We start from the raw sequence: 22,838 nt of genomic DNA on the forward strand, positions 1-22,838 counted from the left end.
CAAACTAACTGCTTTTGTAAAATTTAGAACTTTTACGCGCGATAAGTCAGTTAGTTAAGGGAGTTTAAAAGTTTGAGAGTTAAGGAAGTTGAAATGTAGCGACATTACACCGTAACGTCGTTCTGGGCAAGGCATAAAGGTATAACCGACTGTAGGGACAGGTCGCGACCTGTCCGAATTATGCACCAACTATTTAACAATTTAACATTTCAACCCGCATCAATTAGCAATCAACCATTTAACAATTAAATACATACCTTAAACAATGAAAGTAGCAGTAGTAGGCGCCACCGGATTGGTGGGCGGCGAGATTTTGAAAGTACTGGCGGAGCGTGACTTCCCGGTAACGGAATTATTGTTGGTTGCTTCTGAGAGATCTGTTGGTAAACAGATGGAGTTTAAGGGTAAACAGATAAAGGTGATCGGGATGCAGGATGCCATTGCAGCTGCCCCGCAAATTGCCATTTTCTCGGCGGGCGGCAGCACCTCTACGGAGTGGGCGCCTAAATTTGCTGAGGCTGGCATTACGGTGGTAGATAACTCATCAGCCTGGCGCATGGACCCTACCAAAAAGTTGGTGGTGCCGGAGATCAACGCCAAAGAGCTGACCAAAGAAGATAAGATTATTGCCAACCCAAACTGCTCTACCATCCAAATGGTGGTGGCGCTTAACAAGCTGCACGAGGAGCTGAAGGCGAAGCGCATTGTGGTGAGCACCTACCAGTCGGTAACGGGTACGGGCGTGAAGGCGGTGGAGCAGCTCATGAACGAGCGCGCCGGCAAAGAAGGCGAGAAAGCCTATCCGTATACCATTGACCTGAACGTGCTGCCGCACATCGATGTTTTCCAGGACAACGGCTACACCAAGGAGGAAATGAAGATGATCCTCGAAACCAAAAAGATCATGGGTGACGACTCCATCCGGGTAACGGCCACAGCGGTGCGCATACCTGTTATGGGCGGCCACTCGGAGTCGGTGAACGTGGAGTTTGAAAAGGACTTCACGCTGGACGAGGTATACCGCATACTGGCCGAAACGGAAGGTGTGAAAGTGGTAGACGACGTAAAAAACCTGCAATACCCCATGCCGAAAGACGCTCATGGCAAAGACGAAGTATTTGTTGGCCGCGTTCGCCTGGACGAAACCCAGCCTAGAACTTTGAACATGTGGATCGTGGCGGATAACCTGCGCAAAGGCGCTGCGACCAATGCCGTGCAGATTGCTGAGTATCTGGTGAAGCAGGGCTTGGTGTAAGAAAAGACACTAGACAAAGATTGTAACAAAAAAACGGAAGCTCTGAATGGGGCTTCCGTTTTTTTGTTAAGTCGCCAAGGTGCAGCAAAAGTCGAGACAGGCAATGGAGAGCCTAAAGTGAGTCTATTATTTTAAAAATCCACCTTATACAGATCCTCCATCTGACGCTGCGTCACGAACTTGGGCATGGCCCGGAAGAGCATGTTGCGAACACGCCCCAACAGCGGGTTGCGCCAGTGTGCCACCTCGCCCAGCCTGCGCGACATCTCGACCACTTTGGCAGTACGGACTTTGCGGCGCTTCTCGTACTTTTTAAGGGCATTGGCCAGCACCGGCTCCTGTTGCAGGCATTGCGCCAGCACCACAGCGTCTTCTATGGCCTGGCAAGCGCCCTGCCCCATGTTGGGCGTGGTGGCATGCGCCGCGTCACCGAGCAGCACAATGCGGCCATACACGAAATGCTTCAAGGGCTTCAGGTCAGCAATGTCATTCCAGATGAGTTGGTCTTGCGAAGTGGAGGCTAGTATGGCTTCTATGGGAGAGTGCACGGTTTCGAAATGGCGGGCCAGCTTTTCGGGGGTCATGCGGCGCATCTTCTCGTCGCGCTCCGGGGCGTTGATGCAGGCATACCAGTAAATCTTACCATCCTGCAGCGGCGCTATACCTACCCGCCCTTGCGGTGCCCAGGTCTCAGCCGAAATCATGTCATTGATTTCCACACTGGGATTGTCGATGACGGCTCGCCAGCAGGTATAGCCGGCATAGCGGGGTATGCTTTCGGGTACCAGTTGCTGCCGCACCACCGAACTGATGCCATCGGCGGCAATCAGCAAATCGGCCTTGGCGTGGCTACCGTCGGCAAACATAATCTGCACCTGATCGCCGTTTTGCTCCACAGTCTCGCAGCGTTTATCCAGTATTACTGACTCAGGCTGGAGGTAGCTCAGCAGTACTTCGTGCAGGTCGGCGCGGTGTATCACAAAGTTGTTGATACCATACTTGTTGCTCAACTGGCGGGTATCCATGTTGCTGATCTCGCGGCCATGCTCATCAAAGATAACCAGCGCATCTAGTTGCTTGCCCCGGGCCACCACATCATCTGCCACCCCCAGCCTGGCAAGGCCCTGCATGGCATTGGCCGCCAGCGCAACACCTGCTCCCAGTCCTTTGAACTTGGGAGCTGCTTCGTATACCGTGGTGTCTATACCTCCCCGCTGAAGCGCCAGAGCGGCACTCAAGCCCCCGATACCTCCTCCTATGACTATGGCTTTCATAATACGCTACCTGCTATCATTCTTTTATACTCCGATAACAAAAAAGGTGGCACAAGAATCTCCCTTGCACCACCTCTTCTACTCAAAGTATTTTACCCTTCATCAAAATTATTTTGTGCTTGAATTTACACCTTCACCTCATCCTCCACAGCCTGCCGGCCAAATACCTTGGCGATCCAGCGGGGCAGGAAGATAGAGCCCAGCACCAGGTAGGGGTAGTAGGTGATCAATCGGTATAATACCACTACAATATTGCTGAAGCGGCCCAGGAACAGGCCGAAGAAGCTTGGGAAAGCCATCTCTACAATACCGGCACCACCTGGCGTAATGGCTACCAGCATCACGATCCAGAAGATCAGGTTGCGGGAGATGATGAGCATGTGCTCGCTCAGGGTTACGTCCGTAAAAGCCGCGATCAGGCAGTTGAGCAGGAAATAGCGGGCGCTCCACACAAAAATGGTCGAGATGATGGCCCGTGCCCAATAGTTAAAGTCTTTGCCCCGCAGTTGCTGTGAAGCCCACACGATCTCGTTGCCATGCTGAAAGGCGTTGACACGCCACTTGCGTAAAAACTTAATTCCGGTTAGTTTCAGTAGAATCCATTTGAAAGCACGCGGCCTTACAAACAGGGCATAGATCATGACAAAGGTATAGACTGCTATCAGAGAATAGCTAACATAGAAAGCCGTTTTGAGTGCGTTGACGTCAGCGGCAGAAAGCCCGAAGTCTGGGAATACCTCTCCCTGAGTAGCCAACAGCGCAATAGGGGCCGCTAAGATAAAGAACATGTTGTCGAGCACTGCCGTGAGCATCACATAGGCCAGCGATTTACCGAGTGGTATACCTTCTTTGTTGAGGACGATGGTGGCAATGGTTGTGCCGCCCACGACCGATGGCGTAATGGCTGAGGCAAACTCCCATAGCATGATCACGTCGAGGCTGTTGCGCCAGCTCAGAAACTTATCAGTCAGGCTTCGGATGCGGTACATGTAGCCCAGGTCACGGATCACAAGCACCAGCAACGCCGCCGACAGCCACCACCAATTGGCCTCGGTTATACCTTTCAGGTCGTCCAGCTTGTCATCTTTTATGAATAGCCATGCCGTAGCCCCTAAGCCCAGAAAAACCGGGATCAGGATCTTGATCGGACTAAAGTTCTTAAGTATGGTCTTCTTGTTCTGATCCATGCAGGCTATTGTAACCTAGCTCCTCCGCGGGTGCTCCTTGTTGCTGACGTGCAAAACTACTTAACTATTCGGCAACTCGACGGAAACAGTTGGGCTTTTTGAAGATTTTAGAAGTTGAGCGTTTACTCCAGGATAAGCTGCGTTACCTGGGCAGCCTCTCCGTCGGCTACTGTGATCGTGAAATCGTTGAACCCATCGCCCACTTCTATACCAATCAGGTTGAGTTGCAGCATGTCCAGAATGGCCAGGAAGTTGAAGATCATGCCGATCTTATCCGGGAAAGCCTGGATGATTTCGGAGAATGCCACCTGCTGCTTGCCCTCGAGTGTACGCATAATGTAATCGCGCTGGTCTTCGATGGTATACGGATAGGTAAGCACGGTATGCTTCGGACGGTTCTGCTCCTCTTCATAGCGGTTCATCACCTTATCGAACACGCGCATGAGCTTATAGAGGCTTAGGTCCTGCAGCTCGTACTCAAAGTGGTTGGCATTGGCGATCTGCTGCAGTTCCTCGTTGATGTTGCCACGGTTCTCCTGCGCCAACCGGGTCTCTTCCATCTGACTCAGTTCGCCTAGCACCGCCTTGTAACGCTTGTACTCCAACAGGTGCTGCACGAGCTCCTGGCGCGGGTCTATCTCATTGCCCTGCTCATCCTTTTCGGTGCGGGGCAGGAGCATCTTGGCCTTAATGCGCATAAGCGTGGCAGCCGTGAGTATGAAGTCGCTGGCTACTTCTATGTTAAGCTGCTCAAGTTGCCGGAGGTAGCCCATGAACTCATTGGTGATCTGGAAGATCGGAATATCATGAATATCCAGCTCGTCACGCTCAATAAAGAAGAGCAACAGGTCGAACGGGCCCTCAAACAACGGTAATTTTATTTCGAAACTCACTTCTCTGGCCTTAGGTTAATGCGCTGAGCGCGACAGATGTACAAAAATACTAATTTATTCGGATGAATTAGCAGGGTATCCGCCTCGGTTAAGGCCTGCTGGCCCATGATTACCGAACAAAACAGGCTGGCAACTGTATAAGGATATCATTATCAAGTGGAGATCCAGCCGTTAAGTTCCAACACTAGTCATCATGCTTGACTTTCAGCCGCTTACACCACTACCAGCATACTTTCACGTTGGCTGCCGCAACAAGACAGGGAATAGAAATAGCAGCTTGTGTTCTGAATTTTACTAACTTTACGTTTTGTCCGGACAACTGTCATTTGCACTTAGCAAACTTTTGCCGGAAAAATTTGTTGGAAGTCTATAAAGACATTTCTATGATCATTAAACCCGGAGAGCTGCTTGCCTCTATTGACACGCCTGCCGACCTGCGCAAACTTAAGCCAGAGCAACTGCTGCAGGTAAGCCAGGAGCTAAGACAATACATCATCGATGTGGTATCGATCCACGGCGGTCATTTTGGCGCCAGCCTGGGTGTGGTGGAACTGACCACCGCGTTGCATTATGTGTTCGAAACACCCTACGACCAATTGGTATGGGATGTAGGCCACCAGGCATACGGGCACAAGATCCTGACTGGTCGTCGCGACAATTTCCACTCCAACCGTAAGTACGGTGGCCTCTCCGGCTTCCCCAAAAGAAAAGAAAGCGAATACGATACATTTGGTGTAGGCCACTCCAGCACCTCCATTTCGGCGGCCTTGGGCATGGCCGTGGCCTCGCAATATAAGCGCGAGGACGACCGGCACCACATCGCTGTGATTGGCGATGGCGCCATGACGGGCGGTATGGCTTTTGAAGCCCTTAACCACGGCGGCGCAACGAACGCCAACCTGCTGGTAGTCCTTAACGACAACTGCATGAGTATCGACCCGAATGTGGGCGCCCTCAAAGAATATCTGACCGACATCACCACCTCCCGCACTTATAATAAACTGCGTGACGAATTGTGGAATGTACTCGGCAAAATCAGCAAGTTTGGTCCCAACGCTCAGCACATCGCCTCTAAGATAGAGAGCGGCATCAAGGCTACGCTGTCGAAGCAGAGCAATCTGTTCGAAGGTCTGAATTTCCGCTACTTCGGCCCGATTGACGGCCACGACATCAACCACCTTGTGTCGGTGATGGAAGACCTGAAGCGTATACCCGGGCCGAAGATTCTACATGTGCTCACCACCAAAGGCAAAGGCTTTGCCCTGGCCGAAAAAGACCAGACCAAGTGGCATGCCCCGGGCCTGTTCGATAAGATAACAGGTGAAATCTATAAAAAGCACCACGATACGCCACAGCCGCCTAAATACCAGGATGTGTTTGGCCATACCATGGTGGAGCTGGCTGAGCAGAACGACAAAATAATGGGCGTAACGCCTGCCATGCCGTCTGGCTGCTCACTCAATATTATGATGAAGGCCATGCCCGACCGTGCATTCGACGTAGGTATAGCCGAACAGCATGCGGTTACGTTCTCTGCTGGTTTGGCCACGCAGGGTTTGGTGCCATTCTGCAATATCTACAGCACGTTTATGCAGCGCGGTTACGACCAGGTGGTACATGATGTGTGCCTCCAGAATCTGCATGTGGTGTTCTGCCTCGACCGTGCCGGTTTTGCCGGAGCTGATGGCCCGACGCACCACGGTGCTTACGACATCGCCTATATGCGCTGCATCCCGAACATGGTGGTAGCTGCCCCTATGAACGAGCAAGAGCTGCGCAACATGATGTATACCGCCTCGCAGGAAGGCGCTGGACCGTTCACGATCCGCTACCCTCGTGGGGAGGGTGTGATGCCAAACTGGCGCACCCCATTGGAGCTGCAGCAGATTGGCAAGGGCCGCACGGTGCAGGAAGGCGAAGAGGTAGCAATCCTGACATTCGGCCACATCGGTAACTATGCTGTGGATGTTTGCCAGAAACTGAGCTACGAAGGTATAAACCCGGGCCACTATGACATGCGCTACTGCAAGCCATTGGACGAAGAACTGCTGCACCACATTTTCAGCAAGTATAGCAAAGTGATCACTGTGGAAGACGGCTGCCTGCAGGGCGGTTTCGGAAGCGCGGTGCTGGAGTTTATGGTCGATAACGGCTATACAGCACAAGTAAAGCGCCTCGGTATACCTGACGCCATTTTCGAACACGGCTCACAGCTGGAGTTACACCGCGACGCCGGCTTTGACTCTACCGCCATTGAGAACACCGTAAGAGAGATGATCGGCGTGAGGGTGAAGGTATAAGACAAAGGACTTTTTGACAAAAGAAATAAGAAAAACCCCGCAGTTCCTCTGGTGCTGCGGGGTTTTTGTTTATACTTTGTATGAACAGATGGCGATTTACTTCTACGAGGTATAGCCTATTAAATGAAACCAGAAATTATCCTTTGCGATACACCTTTCAAACCCTAATTTTAGACAGAAGAATTACTTGTGCACAATACGGATAGTTTTGAGAGAACGTGCGGAGCGGTCACGATGTCCTTACAGACGAACATTACTGAAATGTACCAGGTAACTCAATCCTGAAAATTCTTTTTTATCCTGAAAATCCTGATTCTGACAATATGCATACATACACCGACCATGGCTCTGGCGACACCCTTGTTTTCCTGCACGGCTTCTGCGAGAGCAAAGACGTGTGGGCTGAGTTTGCAAAACCATTACAGCAGAAATTCAGAACCGTTGCCTTGGATCTGCCCGGCTTCGGCGACAACACCCAAGGTATAGCCGACTACAGTATGGAAGGTATGGCCGACTTTGTCAAGTCAAAACTAGACGAGCTGAAAATAAAGAAATGTCTGCTCATAGGCCACTCCATGGGGGGCTATGTAGGGATGGCTTTTGCCGAAAAATACGCCAGCATGCTCCATGGCCTCTGCCTGTTCCACTCTTCTGCCCTACCTGACACCGACGAGAAGAAAGAAAACCGCAACAAGACTATCGAGTTTGTAGAGAAACATGGGGTAGAAAAATTCATGCAGTCCTTTATCGAGCCGCTCTTCTACAGCGAAAACCGGGAAAGACTGAAAAAAGAAATTGCCCTTATGAAACAGATTGGTACCGGTACGCCGAAAGAAAGTGTAACCAGCGGCCTGGCTGCTATGCGCGACCGGCCTGACAGGACGAATGTGCTGGCGTCTGCCAAGTTTCCGGTGCTGTTTATTTTTGGCAAAGAAGACGGCGCCGTCCCGCTCGACAAAGCCCTGGAGCAATGCCACCTACCTGACAACAGCATGGTCTACTTCCTGGGCAAGACTGGCCACATGGGCATGTTCGAGCGCAAATATGAGACCCGTAAAGCACTTGAGAAATTCGCCGAGACAATTTACGGGTGAGGTTGAATTGTTAAATGGTTGATTGTTAAATTGTCGATTGTTGGTGCACAATTCGGATAAGTCGCGACCTATCCCTCCAAACACCCCCCTGACTATACCTGCATGCAACTTTCTAACTTCCCAACTCTTAAACTCCTAAACTTTCTAACTTTCTAACTCAATTGCCTGACCAGCCCCTAGCCCCGCCTGCACGCATTTTGCCCACTATTGTGTTCTCGCAGTTTGCGGGCACTTCGCTTTGGTTTGCAGGGAATGCGGTGTTGCCTGAGCTGCAAGCTTCGTTGCAATTGCAGGAAGGGGCACTGGCCCTGATGACCTCGGCGGTACAGCTTGGATTTATTGCCGGCACACTGGTGTTTGCCTTCCTGTCATTATCTGACAGATTCTCTCCCCGTTTGCTCTTTATGCTCTGTGCCTTGCTCGGGGCTATAGCCAATGCCTTAGTGCCATTTGTGGCAGCCAGTCTGGTACCCGTACTCATACTTCGCGCCATAACAGGTTTTCTGCTTGCTGGCATTTATCCGGTCGGTATGAAGATAGCAGCTAGCTGGTATAGTGCCCGGCTTGGCAAGGCTATTGGCTACCTGGTAGGGGCCTTGGTGTTGGGAACTGCTTTTCCGCATCTCATCCGTGGGCTCGGTGCCACGCTGCCCTGGCAGCAGGTGCTGCTGGCCATCAGCATGCTGGCAGCAATAGGCGGAGTTTTACTATACCTGCTGGTGCCTGACGGGCCTTTCCTGAGCAAGGGGGCTACCTTCAAAATGGGTAACATGCTGCAGGCTTTTCGTGATAAAGCTTTCAGGGCGGCTGCCTTTGGTTATTTCGGCCACATGTGGGAACTCTATACCTTGTGGGCCTTCACGCCATTGATTCTGGTTACTATAGCCCCCCAACTATCGGGTGGGCAAGTGTCTGTGTATACCTTCCTGGTGATTGCGGCAGGTGCCGTAGGCTGCATTGGCGGTGGTTACCTGTCGCAGGTATGGGGAAGTGCCCGGGTGGCATTTGTGCAACTGCTGCTTTCCGGCATTTGCTGTTTGCTCTCTGTCTTTATGTTCCAGGTAGAGGCCCCGCTTGTGTTGGTAGTCTTCCTGCTGTTTTGGGGTGTGGTGGTAGCCGGCGACTCTCCCCAGTTCTCAGCCCTGACCGCCAAAACCGCGCCCGCACACCTGGTGGGCACTGCTTTGACGATAGTGGTAGCCATCGGATTTGCCATTACGGTGGTGAGCATACAACTTACAGGCTTCCTGCTCACTTTACTGCCAATCCATGCTGTATTTGCGCTGCTGGCCATCGGTCCGGCGCTGGGTTTGGGGGCTCTTCGCAGGCTACTCATTAGCTAGAGAAAGAAATGCTATACCTGCTTAAACAGAAGAGCCGGCCAGAAAACTGGTCGGCTCTTCCTTTTCAAGGTTTGCTGTATACCTAGTCGGCTTTCAATTCCATTTTGGAGCCATCGCCGGCCACCAGGTGCATTTCTTTCTCAGTTAGTTTTTCTACTGTGAAGTTTTCTGACATATCCTGCCCTTCAAATGTGAGGGAGAGGCGTTTGCCAGCCTGATCGTATGACCAGGTGCCCGTTTCCAGGGAACCGCCGCCGCTCATCGCAAACCGACCGTCTGAGTAGAACTGCATGGTTTCCTGCTTCTCCTCCTTGGTCAGTTTGTCTTTGTCGCCAGAGGCCGTTAATTCCTTGTCGGCTTTCCAGGTTTTGCTGCTGCCCCCCGAAATCATGTTTTCATTACCCACTTTGTCATCGCCCCCGCAGCTGCTCATTACGGCCACCAGCAGGAAGGCCATCACAAAAGACCAATAGTTCTTTACTTGCTTCAAATTGAGATTCATTTTATTCATAGTTTTTGGTTTGACATGTCATCTGTATGCTGCTTGTCTGCGCGAAAGCAGACGTGCAATGATTACGCGCAAAGCAAAGTGAAAGTTGGTGATACTTGCTGTTAGGGTTTCGCTCTGGCCCCTGCACAACCATGTGTACCTATTGGCGTATTTAACTAAGCAGCAGGTATAGTTATACCTGCACCGTAAAATAATTAAGACGATAAAAATTAAGAAATATGGGACTGCGTGATTTTTTCAAGAGAGGGAAGGAAGAACCTGCCAAGGCTCCTAACCCAACGAACCGCCAGCCTGGCGACAGTACATTCTTTAAGCAAAATACGCCTGAGCAACCTACGGCACAGCCAACCAGTCAGGATACTTACACCGTGAAGAGCGGCGATTCCCTTTCCAAGATTGCGAAGCACTACTATGGAGATGCCAACGCCTGGAAAAAGATTTATGAAGCGAACAAGGCCACCATCGGCGACAACCCTGACCTGATCAAACCAGGCCAGCAGTTTGTCATTCCGAAGCAGTAGCCACTTCCTGATATCGAAAGCAAAACAGCCGGTTCATAACTGAACCGGCTGTTTTGCTTTTATTTTTTAATTAAGTAAGGCTATAAGGTATAGCTTACTCCTAAAGTAAGCCCCAGATCCCGCTCTTTAAAAGCAGATTCTTGCGCTACGATTCTATTGCTAAAGGGCACCTGCACTTGTCCAATAACCTGAAAACGCTCCCCAACTTGAACCTGCGCCTCCAAGGGTACATACAGGCTTAGTTTCCGGTGATAGGTATCATTATAGTAATTATTACCGCCTGCCGTATACCCTCCACGATACTCAATCTTCTGCATTGCCATGATGGCTGCGTATTTGTACTTGCCTGCAAAACCCACCCCCACGCTTACTCTGTCACTGTAACGATATAAATAGAGTGCCGCAGCGCTGATTGACAGACTGCCATACCTGGTTTTAATGTCTGCAACACTATTTCCCTGCTCATCAATTGCCAAATACGTTCCACCGCTTTGCCGTTCCAATCCTTGCAACAAAGAAAATTGCACACCATTTTTCCCGCCTGCATGCAATCGGATCCAGGCGCCCAATTCGAGTTGGATTCCAGGGCCATAGTTGTTATCGTAACCGACATGCTCCCTGCTGCTCACAATGGTCTTGTAAGCTCCGAATCTTCCTGTAAGACCATAGGATGCATCTTGCCCCGTAGCTGCAGTTGCAACCAAAAATGTCAGCTTAAAAAGTAGCGCTTTCATCTGTTACTGTGTCTTGATCAAACGGTATCTGTCAACTTTTCCTGCCTGCTGCACCTCGCAGATGTATACACCTTTGGGCATATCGTTAAAATCTACGCGCAGATAGTTTTTGTTCGCATCAGGCAGTTCAAACTTCCTGGTATATTTCCCTTTTTCGTCGGAAATAAATATAGCAACATCTTTTGCCGCAGGGTTATGCACCATAATGTTCACCTCCCGAAAGAATGGATTTGGGAATACCCTCACCTCAACCTCACCGCTCATTGTGCCCGGAGATTGGTGTACGGCATAGGAAATGTTCTGCAGACCAGAGAAGTCCGGCTCTGGACTGGTATGCTGGCAGCTAACCAAACAAAGCAGCGCCCAGATGGCAGCTAAGTATAGATTTTTTCTCATATCTCAATTTCTGAATATGAAGATAAAAAAAGCCTGCCAAACTATAACCGTCCGGCAGGCTTTTCAATCAATAAGTAATCTTTGGCAGCTTAGAAACGCTCGTCAGCAGCGAAGAAGAAATCGCCTTCGATCTGCGCGTTCTCGTCAGAGTCAGAGCCGTGTACGGCGTTTGCCTCGATAGACTTGGCGTATACCTTACGGATAGTACCTTCCTCAGCCTGAGCCGGGTTAGTAGCACCGATCAGCTTACGGAAATCTTCTACTGCATTGTCTTTCTCCAGGATCATGGCTACGATCGGGCCAGAAGACATGTATTTTACCAGGTCACCGTAGAAAGGACGCTCCTTGTGTACTTCATAGAATTTACCGGCACGTTCCTCAGTCAGTCTTGTCTTCTTCATCGCCACGATGCGGAAGCCGCCTTCTTCAATCATTTTGGTAATGCCGCCAATGTGGTTTTCTGCTACCGCATCCGGCTTAATCATGGTAAATGTGATCTGTCCAGCCATGTCTATTTACTGTTAATGTGTGTATGTTTCTTTTTGAAGCTGCAAAATTAGCGCATTTAGCTCAATTATAGCAGCAATTGGCTTATACTTTCTGTAAATATTTACGATAGGCTCCCTCCCGCTCTATTCAGGAAACGCCCCTACCAGGGCATTAAGCGTCTTAAAAACGCTATTTTATTGTTTTAGAAGTTATTATTTCAGAAATTTGCGGCTTATATCCCTACTAATCAGCGGATTTATAACAAGCATTATGCACGATATTAATGCTCTCAAAGAGCTCCTGAGAGAACCTAAAGAGGTGATGATCACCACTCACCATAAACCTGACGCCGACGCACTTGGCTCGTCGCTGGGACTGGCTGGCTATCTCAAAAAGTTGGGGCACCGTGTTACGGTGATCACCCCTTCTGACTACCCCACCTTCCTGACCTGGATGGAAGGCAACGACGATGTGCTGGTGTACTCCGAGAAAAACGACGCCCTGGTGCGCCGCATCATCGGCGAGTCACAGGTGATCTTCTGCCTTGACTTCTCCAACCTGTCGCGCATCAACGAGATGGGTGACTATATCCGCGAAGCCAAAGGCACGAAAGTGCTGGTAGACCACCACCTGCAGCCCGAAGACTTTGCCGATCTGGATTTCTCCAACCCAAAGGCGGCGGCTACTGCCGAGCTGGTTTACGACCTGATCAAGGCACTGGGCGACGGCGACATGATCGACACAGGTATAGGCGAGTGCCTTTATGCCGGCATCATGACCGACACGGGTTCTTTCCGCCATCCAAGTACCTCCAAAAACGTGCACCTGATCATAGCCGACCTGCTGCACATCGGGGTGAATACCTCCAACATACACCGCCTCATCTACGACAGCTCATCGGAGTTACGCCTGCGTTTTCTGGGTTACGCCCTGAAGGACAAACTGGTGGTGCACCACGAGTATAAGACGGCTTACATTGCCATCTCAGCTGACGAACTGAAAGCCTACGATTCCAAAACAGGCGATACAGAGGGGCTGGTGAATTTTGCGCTTTCCATTGAGGGCATTGTTTTTGCAGCCGTGATCATCGACCGCTCGCAGGCCGTGAAAATTTCTTTCCGCTCAGTGGGAGAATTTTCGGTAAACGATTTTGCCCGCGCCCACTTTAACGGTGGCGGACACCGCAACGCGGCCGGTGGCATCTCCATCGATTCGTTGGAGGCGACTGTTGAGAAGTTCGAGCGCCTATTGCCGCAGTACAAAGATCAACTGCTGGCTTCTGTTAAGTAACACAATATTATACCAACCATAATCCATGCTATCTAAATCAAAATTTTTATTGCCGGTTCTGGCCGGTGCTCTTGCGTTCCAATCTTGCAACAAAGGAGCCGATGATAAATTTTATACTACGGCTGATGGCCTGTCTTATAGAATCTATGAGCAAAACGACAAAGGCGAGTATGAGAACCGCGGCGAAATAGACGCCAACGACACAACCGGTGCCCGTATGGACCAGGTGGTGACCATGCACATGTCTTACCGCACTGAGAGCGACTCCCTGCTGTTTGACTCACGCCAGCAGAACCAACCGATCATGATCCCGGTAATGGAGCCTACTTTCAAAGGCAGCCTTGAGAATGCCCTCACCATGATGCGTGCCGGCGACAGCGGCGTGTTCAAGATCAGCGCGGACTCCCTGTTTGCCAAGACCTTCAACCAGCCAATGCCTCCGTTCATCAAGCCTGGCTCACACTTCACCTTCTACCTGAAAGCGGAGAAAGTACAGTCGAAAGAGGCTGCTATTGCTGACCAGCAGAAGATGTTTGAAGAGCAGATGGTAGCCCAGCAGGAGCGCGCCAAAGAGCAGATCAAAATCGACGACGCCAAAATACAGGAGTACATCAAAGAAAAAGGTCTGAAGAACGTACAAAAGACTGATGCAGGTGTTTACTACGTGATCACGCAGCCTGGCAAAGGCGAGAAAGCCAAAGCCGGTGACAACGTATCGGTACACTACAAACTGTCTTTCCTGGATGGCAAAGAGCTGGAGTCTTCTTATGACAACCCGATGAACGGCGGTCAGCCTTTCACGTTCCCGCTTGGTCAGGGCCAGGTGATCCAGGGTTGGGACGATGGCATCGCGCAGCTGAGCAAAGGCAGCAAGGCGATCCTGCTTGTTCCTTCTCCGCTGGCTTACGGCGAGCAGGCACGCGGCGAGCAAATGCCGGCCAACTCTATCCTGCGTTTCGACGTGGAGCTTGTTGATATTGCCAAAGCCGCATCTGCGCCTGATGCTCAACCAGGCATGGGCAACAAAAAATAATCCGATCACCTCTTATCTCTTCTTATGAACCTGACTACCAAAAGCAAAGCGACTAACGGTCTGCTAGCGAAAGTACTCCTATTCTTCGTCATTGTGGTTTCATTCGCTGCCTGCAAAGAGCAGGAGTTTCAGAACCCGTATTACCAGACGCCAGAGCAGCGGGAGGAGCAGAAGAAGATTGACGAAGAGACGATCCGCAAATATTTCCGGACGAACAAAGTGGACACCACTGCCGTGCAGCGGACAAACAGCGGCCTTTACCACCTGACTTTAGAGGCAGGCAACGGCGATCTGGTAAAGCTGGGGCAGCGTGCGGAAGTACACTATATTGGCTGGACTGTAAATGGCTCTAAGTTTGACTCCTCTTACGAAAGAGGGCAGTCTTTCTCATTTGTGGTAGGCGCCGGAAGTGTGATCAAAGGCTGGGACGAAGGCTTGCAACTGATGCGCGTAGGCGAAACGGCCAAGCTGTTTATACCCTCCTACCTGGGTTACGGCTTTTACGGCAGCAGCTCTATACCTCCGAATGCCGTGCTGATCTTTGAGATCAAAGTGCTGAGCGCACGCTAGGCTGTAGTCAATTCATTAACAGGAAGGGCGATGTAAATTACATCGCCCTTCCTGTTTTAGCCCAATACCTCCGAGAGTATCGCCAGTGATTTTATCTCACCCAGTCGCTCCACGTGCAGTTGGTAGTAGCGTATGAGGATCGAGAGCATTTCGCGGCGCACCTTCCCGTTGGGTATAGCCGCCTGTTGCGGGTTTTGCAGCAACTGGTCGAAGTACACCTCGTAGGCCTGCAGCGCCAGCACCGGCGGCGCCCCGGTATTGGACTGCGCATTGGCTGAGAAGGCCACCTGCTCAATGATCTCAGCCGCATTGCTAGGACCGAACCCCAGATGATGGCTCAAATGCAGCAGAAAGACCAGGTGAAAATTCTCGAAATGCTCCGTCAGTTCATCAAACTCGATGATGGCGTTGTAAAGAAAGTGAAACAGCGCCGGGTTTTCCTCCTCCTCCTTCACCGTGCGCGATACCATTTCTGACAAAAACAGCAGGATGCTGCTCTTCAGAATATTGAAAGGGATAGATGAGAAGGGGTAGGCGCTTTTATATTCAGAGATCCGTGTCAGTCCGCCCTTGTGCGAGGTATAGACCACCATGTCGAGCAGCGTGAAAGGCTGGAAGAGGGCAATGCGGGAACCAGGGCCTTTTTTGCGCACACTGTTCACGATGTACGACTGCACCCCCAACTGCTCGGTGTATACCTTGGCGATGATGGACGACTCACGGAACTTGATATAGTTCAGGACGATGCCTCTTGTTTTGACTAACATTTCTTCCAGTACGGCTATTTCACTGATACAGGTTTGCTTGCCTCTAAGGCCGGAAAGGCGCAGCAGGTATAGCTGGGTGCCGGCATATGCAACTGTCAACCCGCTCGCTATACCTACACAGATCTGCCCATAACCCGGCAAGCCCCTGAAAGCAAAACCAGGCAGGCCTGCAGGTATAGCGGCAGTGGCCTGGGTTGTCACTTCCAGTTAAGAGGGCGTGCTTTGGCAAGTATATAATGGGAGAAACAGGTATAGCGCCTGGCTTATTTCTTCTTGAGACCTTCCTGAAAGCAATGGCGGCACCGGGCTTCGTAAGATTCTGTCTCGCCGAGCAGTACCTGGTGCTCCGAAATCGCATTCCGATAAGAGTATGTAGCAATATCGCCGCACTGCACGCAAATGGCATGCACTTTTGTCACGTACTCCGCCACAGCCATCAGCGCCGGCATCGGCCCGAAGGGCTTGCCCAGATAGTCCATGTCGAGGCCGGCGGCGATCACCCGCACGCCGCTGTTGGCCAGCTTCACGCATACCTCGGCCAGGCCCTCATCAAAAAACTGGGCTTCATCTATACCTACCACATCGCAACTGCCACCCAGCAGCAGCATATCCTGCGCAAAGTCTATCGGCGTGGAGCGTATGGCATTGGCGTTGTGCGACACCACATCTTCGTCATGGTAGCGTTTGTCGATGGTTGGTTTGAAAATCTCTACCTTTTGCTTGGCGATTTTGGCCCGGTTGAGCCTGCGGATAAGCTCTTCCGTTTTGCCCGAGAACATTGACCCGCAGATCACCTCTATCCACCCTCTTCTGATTGCGTGGTTATCATTTCCCACGCGCGGTTCTATAAACATCTATTTATTAAAATGGCTAAATTCCGTTGATTGTTATTCGTTGTTCGTTGATTGTCAGGTGCACGATTCGGACAGGTCGCGACCTGTGCCTGCAAGCCACTTTAACTTCTAAACTCTTAAACTTTCTAACTACTGTATTGCATGTGCGGCAGCATGGTCTGTTGTGGCACGCTGCCCCGGGCATCTCCATGCTCCAATGTACATTGGCAGGTCAGTCTTTCGTTATCCTTTAGGCGGTCGTTGTTCCGGTAGCGCTCTTCGTTTGCCGTTAGCGGACCGAAGTGCTCCATCCCTTCTTGCACTATTATGCGACAGGTGGTGCAGCGCCCTTTCCCTCCGCAGGCATGCATCCAGTCGATGCCGGCGTCCTGAAGGGCTTGCAGCAGCGTTTGACCGGGAGCAACCTCCACTTCACAATCATGCAGGTTTTGCACGGTTAACTTTGGCATATTATTTATAACTTTACGAGAGAAAGCGATACCAATGGAAGACAAATATAATCAATTACGCCTGGAACGTTACAGCAAAGAGCTGGCAAATCTGCTTTGTGACCGTCACTTTGCAGCCCACGATACCATCAATGGTCCTCAGCTGATTGGCTTTACGCCTATCAAACAGATCAATCTTTTTGTGATCAAGGAACTGCTGCTCAAGTGGCACCACGAAATGGCCAACCTCCGCAGCCCTTATTTCGACTATGAGCACGAAGAAGTAAAGGAGGCCCTGCTCAATTTCATGAATGTGCTCTCGCGCAAGATCCTCATCAAGCGTGACGCTTTTGAGCCGCTGCTGCAAAAGGCCATTTACGACACGTTCCTGCTCAAACTGGCCCCGGCGGCAACATTCGAGGAAAAATTCCTGCGCATACAGGAGGAGATCACCCTGCCGAAACTGCAGGAAAACCTCAAGTACATCGACCTTGACAAAGCTTTGTTCTCCGGATTTGTGGGTACGCTTTCGCCATCCAACCGCGACCGCGACTACATCCTGAGCCGCTTCAGGCTATACCTGAACGCCAACAAAGAAAGCATTGCCCCTCTGTCTGAACTGGTGGCCACTTTCAACAGCCTGCTGCCTATCACAGAGGAAGAGATTTGCCAGGCAGCACCACAGGCACCAAGCCTGGCAGCCTATGCGGCAAAACCTACTCCTGCAGCCCCAGTGGAGGAAAAAGACGTGGTAGCGCCCATCCATATGGCACAACGGGAGGCTTCGGCTCCAGTGGCAGCAGCCACAAGGCCAGCAGCCGTAGCCGACAGCAACCTCAACGAGCGCTTCCGGGCTGAGCGACCGACCATGAATGAGAAATTCAGCAAACCGGTTTCGTCTTCTGTGGCCGACTCACTGAGCAACCGGAAGATAGAGTCACTCAAGAACTCCATCTCCATTAACCAGCGATTCAGCTTTATCAATGAGTTGTTCGACGGCGACAACATGACCTACTACCATACCATCCAGAAACTGGACGAATACAACAACCCGGACGAGGCTCGGCATTTTGTGCTGCATGAGCTCTCTCACAAGTATGACTGGAGCAAAAAGCAGGAAAATGTCAGCAAACTAATCCGGTTGATTGAGCGAAAATTTGCCTGATAACAACCCGATACCTAAAAAAGGCCTCTCTCCGGAGCAGGCCTTTTTTTATTGGCAGGTATAGGCTTTACATTCAAGCCACTACCGCGAGCAACTGCTTTCGCAAAAAAATAATTCGGCTTTGGGCTTACCCGAAGCATTGCAAATAAGCGGGCTAAGCATTATTTATGCAGTTTCTTTGGTGTTTGCTAACGTACGATGCGCCGTTTTTCTGAATCTGTTGCGCCTCAAATCAGTATACTTTATGCAACAACCAGCGAGCAGGAGCGCGTACAAACCATTATAAATAACCTTATTATCAGCCATGAGAGACGAGTTCGACTACGATGACGATTTAAACTACAGCTTCGATGACGAAGAAGAGGAGGATGACTTCGGGATGACTTTCGAAGAAGATTTATATCTGATGATACGGGAGAAACTCCGCGACACCATTCAGGAGTTCAAGAGCGACTATCCGGCCCTGAAAAAACTTGAGACGCATGTAACAAGCTTTAAGGTGAATGCCAAAAACACCGATGACGCTAAGTTCTACCCATTGGCCGCCAAACTGCTGAGCGAGCATATCAAGCCGCTCACCAATGACTCAGAAGAAATATTGGAAATTTACGAGAATATGCAGGCTGATATCGCTCGGTTCAAAAACCAGCGGGCCCATGGCCATGAAGGCGATTTTTACCTGACCGCCTAGTCCTTACCGGGCAAAAAAATTCAAAAAAAGCCATCCTGTGTTATCGGGATGGCTTTTTCTATATATAAATATAAAAATCTATAAATTTATTTGACAACCCATTAAACCTGAGGGCTCATTTATTATCTAAGCAGACAAATAATCGTAGTAATAATGCTACCCGGTTGCAATTATAACTTTACAAAGACAGCCAATTGCAGCTATCGTAGATGCATTAATATTTTTTATCTTTGTCTCAGATTTGCATGCAACCATTTGGTGCGCCAAGGAATCTTGGATACAGAGCAACACCAATAAAAAGCTGTGATACACGCGCTACGCCTACATACGAAAATAAACAAACTTAATACTCCATCCGGTATGGCAGTAACAAAATTACTTGATGGGGAGAGGTACCTTATCCAGACAGTGGACAAGAAGCTTACCTTGACGACGCACCGTGTTATACAGCGTCAGTTAAACTGGTTTGCTCGCAGCAGCAAAGCCATTATGCTGGAGGACATTACGTCCTGGCAGATCAAGGCTACGGGCAAGCCCCTCTACTTGGTAGCCAGCGTTGCAGCCACGCTCTTCGTTTATTTCAATGATTCTTTCGCCTTGCTCGGCGGTTTCTTTCTGATGCTATACCTGATGACGCGCCAGCACCGCATACACATTGAGTCGCCCTATACCACTCTGGTGCTTCCGATAGAGGATGTGGAGGAGAACAGGCTGAGCAGTATGGTAGAACTGGTGCGGCAGGCTAAGCACGAACGGGTAGCCACCCTAAAGGCCACTAAAATGCCTGACACCCCGATATTCGAGACAGAACACAGAAGAAGCGCCTAGGGCGCTTTTTTCATGTTTGGTCCTCCCTCATTTGCCTTCCGCTGCAGGCTGGCGGTCAATTAATTGCGCCCGTCCCCCAGAATCGCTATATTTAAGGCCTTTAAACGCATTTGACGTATGCCAGCAGAAGAATTAGTGTACCAGGACATGGTGAGAAACCACCAGCAGAAAATAAAGCAGGTTTTTCAGGAAGTGGGGAAAGTTGTGGTAGGTCAGTCCTACATGGTGAACCGACTGCTGATCGGCTTGTTCACAGGAGGGCACATTTTGCTGGAAGGCGTACCCGGACTCGCCAAAACCCTGACCATAAACACCTTGGCCCGCGCTCTGCGCCTGGACTTCCAGCGTATACAGTTCACGCCCGACCTCTTGCCCGCCGACCTCATCGGCACCATGATCTATAACCAGAACGCTTCGCAGTTTGAGGTCAAGAAAGGTCCCATCTTCGCTAACCTGATCCTGGCCGACGAAGTGAACCGCTCTCCTGCCAAGGTACAGTCGGCCTTGCTGGAGGCCATGCAGGAGAAACAGGTGACCATTGGCGAGACCACTTTCAAGCTGGATCTTCCCTTTTTGGTGTTGGCTACCCAAAACCCGGTGGAGCATGAGGGAACCTACCCACTGCCCGAGGCGCAGGTAGACCGTTTTATGATGAAGGTATACATTGACTACCCCAAGAAGTCGGACGAACTTGAGATCATGCGCCGGATGGCCAATATGGCCTTCAATGATTCCGTAAACAAAGTACTCTCCAAGGAAGACATCTTTGCCATCCGCAACGAGATCAACCAGGTGCAGATTTCCGAGACGCTGGAGAAGTATATCATCGAACTGGTGTTTGCGACCCGCCGTCCCGCCGAGTACGACCTCAGCGAATTTGCCGATTACATTCAGTTTGGCGTATCGCCGCGTGCCAGTATTGCCCTTAACCGTGCTGCCAAAGCCATCGCCTACTTCGACGACCGTGACTATGTGCTGCCAGAGGACATCAAGGAAGTCGCCCATGACGTAATGAACCACCGCATCATCCTCAATTACGAAGCAGAGGCCGACGGCATTCGCACCAAAGATTTTATAGAGGCGGTTCTAAGAAAAGTGCCGATCAGCTAAAACCCAAGCAAACCTCAGAGATAGAACCGCCTTGCCTATACCTAGCGCAAGGCGGTTCTGCTTTATTCTAAACCCAGACACCTATACTGTATGAAGCATTTGGGTTAACCATAGTCGCGCCTATACCTATACCTATACCTATACCTATACCTATACCTATACCTTCCGGGAAGAATACAGCCTGCATGCTCAACTAGCTCATTTGCATTGCCGTAAGTCTTACCGCTGCTTTAGCTGTGCGCCAGCACCTTCAGAGCAGGCAACATTTTCAAATCTAAGGTATAGACTATGTTAAGAGGCTTATTTAAATTCTGGATTCTCAGCAAGTTGTTCGGTGGCCGAAGCGGCGCTGGTGGCGGAAAAGGACGCGGCGGCTGCGGTGGTATTGGTTGCCTCGGCCTTATCGTGCTGGCAGTACTGGCTTATTTCCTTTTCCAGTACCTGGGTGGAGATGGCGGCACCACAGCCGATTTCTAAAACTTGAAGCGGTGGACTGATGCACGGCCAACTTGATTTTCAGTAATAACCCTGCCATACCTCATAACAAAAAGCTGCGCATAGGTATGGTTCCTGATTTTGCGATTGGCGCAGCACCAGGCACGCATTAAAAAGGCCCGCTCTTTCGAGGCGGGCCTTGGGTCGCGGCATGGGAGACTAAGCCTTACCGCTATTGATTGCAGCCATGTTTCTCACCCATTAGGCGCAATCAGTAATTTAAATGATTAGTAGGCGGTGTTTTGCGGATTGAAGTTTGCCCAGCCCGCAGTCCAGTCTGTCGCGCCAAACGCCCCCACAAAATCAACCTGGTCGAAGAAGCTGTCGAGACCCGAGAAGTTTGGAACGACCGTGGTGGAAGCCTTTACAAAGCTTGGCGTTGTATTATAAGCCCCAGCTATGTTTAGGGAAGAAGCCTGGTCTACCACTGCATTGCCCTTGCTGGAGGCATTAAACCAACTGGCCAGATCGAATGTACTGCCAGACACCAAGGTAAGTGCTTTGCTTGAAGGCACCCCGGCTATAACCGTGTTCTGAATTTTAAATGAGCCGCTGGTTGCATTTGCCTCGGTTGCGCTGCCATCCAGCAGCAAACCGACAGGCCAGCCCATTACGATGGAGTTGTGCAGTTTAGTCTGGTTATTGCGGCGCAGGTGCAGGCCTCGCTTGAAGTTAGCGTTTACAGAGGCCGCTGAGTTGGTGCCAAGTGGGCCAAACAAGGTCACATTTGAGTAAGTTGGTGCCGTAACGGGCGTGGCAGCGGAACCTTGCGAGTCGTTATCCGACTCAAAACCGTTCGAGCCGGAGGCGTCCGCCACGTTCGGGTCAGCGATACCCACCAGGTATTGGAGCTTGCCAGAGTAACCGTTATCCGTGTCAAACATATCGTCTACGGTTTTGTAAGCAATCAGGTGTTTGGCATTCACTGTGCCTCCAAACCACTCGAAAGAGTCGTCGCCGCAGTAGGATACCTGGATATAGTCCAGCGTGGTGCCCGAGCCAACACCGCCCATCGTCAAACCGTTGATCTCATTGTCTGGCTGGAAAGCTATACCTGGGAATTCAATACGCACATACTTAAGCACGCCGGAGTTATCGGCAGCGTCGGTGCCTCCAAATTCTCTGTCTACCCCGCCTTCAATTTTGGCAGCCGTACCCAGGTTAACCGGCGCCTTGCCCAGTATAATGATACCGCCCCAGTCGCCGGCGGCACGTGAGCCCGCAGGCTGCGACGAGGTAAACACGATCGGCTTCTGGGCTGTGCCATTGGCCATGATTTTGCCGCCACGCTCAATTATCAGGGTGCCTTTGGTAGCTTTGTCTCCTTTGATGATGGTACCTGGCTCAATCGTGAGCGTCGCGCCTGCCTTTACGTAAACAAAGCCCTTCAACAAGTACTTTTGGTCGGCTTTAAACTCATAATTCTGTTCTGTTGACCCTGCTATAACCATCATCCCGTTCTCCTGGGTCATTGCAAATTGTTCGCCGGTTGGCGCTGGCGTTGTTGTGCTATCCTCGTCGCAGGCAAACACTGCAACAGAAATCAACGCCACCAATACCAGATTAAATAGCTTTTTCATAATCATCGTCTAATTGTTAAAAGGTTTAGA

At 50.7% G+C, this 22,838-nt stretch carries 24 protein-coding genes; 13 read left to right on the top strand and 11 right to left on the bottom strand.

The genetic code is table 11. The features are described from left to right. The first annotated feature begins 265 nt into the window (after positions 1 to 265). A complete protein-coding gene (locus H9Q13_RS12585; protein ID WP_191184167.1) occupies positions 266 to 1,255 on the top strand; it encodes an aspartate-semialdehyde dehydrogenase in 990 nt (329 codons plus the stop codon). 131 nt (positions 1,256 to 1,386) lie between these two features. Here H9Q13_RS12585 and H9Q13_RS12590 read toward each other — a convergent pair whose 3' ends face one another. From H9Q13_RS12590 to H9Q13_RS12600, 3 genes are all read right to left on the bottom strand, one after another. Further along, the gene (locus H9Q13_RS12590; protein ID WP_191184168.1) at positions 1,387 to 2,529 is read right to left on the bottom strand and encodes an FAD-dependent monooxygenase; all 1,143 of its coding nucleotides are present in this window, start codon (positions 2,527 to 2,529) and stop codon (positions 1,387 to 1,389) included. A 125-nt stretch (positions 2,530 to 2,654) separates the two neighbouring features. Then, positions 2,655 to 3,716, bottom strand: coding sequence for a lysylphosphatidylglycerol synthase transmembrane domain-containing protein (locus H9Q13_RS12595; protein ID WP_191184169.1), 1,062 nt, complete (start codon positions 3,714 to 3,716; stop codon positions 2,655 to 2,657). Positions 3,717 to 3,838: 122 nt separating this feature from the next. After that, on the bottom strand, positions 3,839 to 4,609 hold the full coding sequence (locus H9Q13_RS12600; RefSeq protein ID WP_317173901.1) for a segregation and condensation protein A: 771 nt from the start codon (positions 4,607 to 4,609) through the stop codon (positions 3,839 to 3,841). A gap of 383 nt (positions 4,610 to 4,992) precedes the next feature. Between H9Q13_RS12600 and dxs the strand changes: the two genes are divergently transcribed. The 3 genes from dxs to H9Q13_RS12615 all read left to right on the top strand — a co-directional run bounded on the left by dxs (position 4,993) and on the right by H9Q13_RS12615 (position 9,346). Continuing rightward, complete coding sequence (gene dxs / locus H9Q13_RS12605; RefSeq protein WP_191184170.1) at positions 4,993 to 6,909, top strand: 1-deoxy-D-xylulose-5-phosphate synthase; 1,917 nt, start codon at positions 4,993 to 4,995, stop codon at positions 6,907 to 6,909. A gap of 323 nt (positions 6,910 to 7,232) precedes the next feature. Beyond that, a complete protein-coding gene (locus H9Q13_RS12610) occupies positions 7,233 to 8,003 on the top strand; it encodes an alpha/beta fold hydrolase (protein ID WP_191184171.1) in 771 nt (256 codons plus the stop codon). Between the two features lie 161 nt (positions 8,004 to 8,164). Then, entirely contained in the window at positions 8,165 to 9,346 is a 1,182-nt protein-coding gene (locus H9Q13_RS12615; RefSeq protein WP_191184172.1) for an MFS transporter, read from the top strand. A gap of 82 nt (positions 9,347 to 9,428) precedes the next feature. Here the strand turns inward: H9Q13_RS12615 and H9Q13_RS12620 are convergent, their stop codons facing one another. Beyond that, entirely contained in the window at positions 9,429 to 9,857 is a 429-nt protein-coding gene (locus H9Q13_RS12620; protein WP_191184173.1) for a lipocalin family protein, read from the bottom strand. A 218-nt stretch (positions 9,858 to 10,075) separates the two neighbouring features. Between H9Q13_RS12620 and H9Q13_RS12625 the strand changes: the two genes are divergently transcribed. Beyond that, positions 10,076 to 10,378 (top strand): LysM peptidoglycan-binding domain-containing protein, encoded by a 303-nt coding sequence (locus tag H9Q13_RS12625; RefSeq protein ID WP_191184174.1) that lies wholly within the window; start codon positions 10,076 to 10,078, stop codon positions 10,376 to 10,378. Between the two features lie 80 nt (positions 10,379 to 10,458). Here the strand turns inward: H9Q13_RS12625 and H9Q13_RS12630 are convergent, their stop codons facing one another. The 3 genes from H9Q13_RS12630 to H9Q13_RS12640 all read right to left on the bottom strand — a co-directional run bounded on the left by H9Q13_RS12630 (position 10,459) and on the right by H9Q13_RS12640 (position 12,017). Continuing rightward, positions 10,459 to 11,112, bottom strand: a complete 654-nt coding sequence (locus H9Q13_RS12630) for a hypothetical protein (RefSeq protein ID WP_191184175.1) — start codon at positions 11,110 to 11,112, stop codon at positions 10,459 to 10,461. Positions 11,113 to 11,115: 3 nt separating this feature from the next. Continuing rightward, on the bottom strand, positions 11,116 to 11,508 hold the full coding sequence (locus tag H9Q13_RS12635; protein ID WP_191184176.1) for a T9SS type A sorting domain-containing protein: 393 nt from the start codon (positions 11,506 to 11,508) through the stop codon (positions 11,116 to 11,118). An 89-nt stretch (positions 11,509 to 11,597) separates the two neighbouring features. Next, complete coding sequence (locus H9Q13_RS12640; RefSeq protein ID WP_191184177.1) at positions 11,598 to 12,017, bottom strand: nucleoside-diphosphate kinase; 420 nt, start codon at positions 12,015 to 12,017, stop codon at positions 11,598 to 11,600. Positions 12,018 to 12,267: 250 nt separating this feature from the next. Here H9Q13_RS12640 and H9Q13_RS12645 point away from each other — a divergent pair, with 250 nt between their 5' ends. Genes H9Q13_RS12645 through H9Q13_RS12655 form a run of 3 tightly spaced genes read left to right on the top strand, consistent with a single transcriptional unit; the run spans position 12,268 to position 14,890 of the window. Further along, positions 12,268 to 13,287, top strand: a complete 1,020-nt coding sequence (locus tag H9Q13_RS12645; protein ID WP_191184178.1) for a DHH family phosphoesterase — start codon at positions 12,268 to 12,270, stop codon at positions 13,285 to 13,287. 25 nt (positions 13,288 to 13,312) lie between these two features. Beyond that, positions 13,313 to 14,320, top strand: a complete 1,008-nt coding sequence (locus tag H9Q13_RS12650) for an FKBP-type peptidyl-prolyl cis-trans isomerase (protein ID WP_191184179.1) — start codon at positions 13,313 to 13,315, stop codon at positions 14,318 to 14,320. Positions 14,321 to 14,344: 24 nt separating this feature from the next. Beyond that, entirely contained in the window at positions 14,345 to 14,890 is a 546-nt protein-coding gene (locus tag H9Q13_RS12655; protein WP_191184180.1) for an FKBP-type peptidyl-prolyl cis-trans isomerase, read from the top strand. A gap of 56 nt (positions 14,891 to 14,946) precedes the next feature. On the opposite strand, the gene recO is transcribed toward H9Q13_RS12655, so the two are convergent. The 3 genes from recO to H9Q13_RS12670 all read right to left on the bottom strand — a co-directional run bounded on the left by recO (position 14,947) and on the right by H9Q13_RS12670 (position 16,960). After that, positions 14,947 to 15,858 carry a DNA repair protein RecO gene (recO, locus tag H9Q13_RS12660; RefSeq protein WP_317173902.1) on the bottom strand — a complete coding sequence of 304 codons (912 nt, stop codon included), beginning with the start codon at positions 15,856 to 15,858 and terminating at the stop codon, positions 14,947 to 14,949. A gap of 62 nt (positions 15,859 to 15,920) precedes the next feature. Continuing rightward, on the bottom strand, positions 15,921 to 16,511 hold the full coding sequence (locus H9Q13_RS12665; protein ID WP_191184181.1) for a thymidine kinase: 591 nt from the start codon (positions 16,509 to 16,511) through the stop codon (positions 15,921 to 15,923). 125 nt (positions 16,512 to 16,636) lie between these two features. Then, positions 16,637 to 16,960, bottom strand: a complete 324-nt coding sequence (locus H9Q13_RS12670; RefSeq protein WP_191184182.1) for a 2Fe-2S iron-sulfur cluster-binding protein — start codon at positions 16,958 to 16,960, stop codon at positions 16,637 to 16,639. Between the two features lie 34 nt (positions 16,961 to 16,994). Here H9Q13_RS12670 and H9Q13_RS12675 point away from each other — a divergent pair, with 34 nt between their 5' ends. The 5 genes from H9Q13_RS12675 (at position 16,995) to H9Q13_RS12695 (ending at position 21,210) form a co-directional block, all read left to right on the top strand. Next, on the top strand, positions 16,995 to 18,104 hold the full coding sequence (locus H9Q13_RS12675; RefSeq protein ID WP_191184183.1) for a hypothetical protein: 1,110 nt from the start codon (positions 16,995 to 16,997) through the stop codon (positions 18,102 to 18,104). Positions 18,105 to 18,408: 304 nt separating this feature from the next. After that, the gene (locus H9Q13_RS12680; RefSeq protein ID WP_191184184.1) at positions 18,409 to 18,795 is read left to right on the top strand and encodes a hypothetical protein; all 387 of its coding nucleotides are present in this window, start codon (positions 18,409 to 18,411) and stop codon (positions 18,793 to 18,795) included. Between the two features lie 360 nt (positions 18,796 to 19,155). Beyond that, positions 19,156 to 19,623 carry a hypothetical protein gene (locus tag H9Q13_RS12685; RefSeq protein WP_191184185.1) on the top strand — a complete coding sequence of 156 codons (468 nt, stop codon included), beginning with the start codon at positions 19,156 to 19,158 and terminating at the stop codon, positions 19,621 to 19,623. 117 nt (positions 19,624 to 19,740) lie between these two features. Beyond that, positions 19,741 to 20,733 carry an AAA family ATPase gene (locus H9Q13_RS12690; RefSeq protein ID WP_191184186.1) on the top strand — a complete coding sequence of 331 codons (993 nt, stop codon included), beginning with the start codon at positions 19,741 to 19,743 and terminating at the stop codon, positions 20,731 to 20,733. Between the two features lie 288 nt (positions 20,734 to 21,021). Continuing rightward, the gene (locus tag H9Q13_RS12695) at positions 21,022 to 21,210 is read left to right on the top strand and encodes a hypothetical protein (protein ID WP_191184187.1); all 189 of its coding nucleotides are present in this window, start codon (positions 21,022 to 21,024) and stop codon (positions 21,208 to 21,210) included. A 245-nt stretch (positions 21,211 to 21,455) separates the two neighbouring features. On the opposite strand, the gene H9Q13_RS12700 is transcribed toward H9Q13_RS12695, so the two are convergent. Beyond that, positions 21,456 to 22,808, bottom strand: a complete 1,353-nt coding sequence (locus H9Q13_RS12700; RefSeq protein ID WP_191184188.1) for a T9SS C-terminal target domain-containing protein — start codon at positions 22,806 to 22,808, stop codon at positions 21,456 to 21,458. Positions 22,809 to 22,838 lie beyond the last annotated feature (30 nt).

This window comes from Pontibacter aquaedesilientis (genome assembly GCF_014773225.1).
GTDB lineage: Bacteria > Bacteroidota > Bacteroidia > Cytophagales > Hymenobacteraceae > Pontibacter > Pontibacter aquaedesilientis.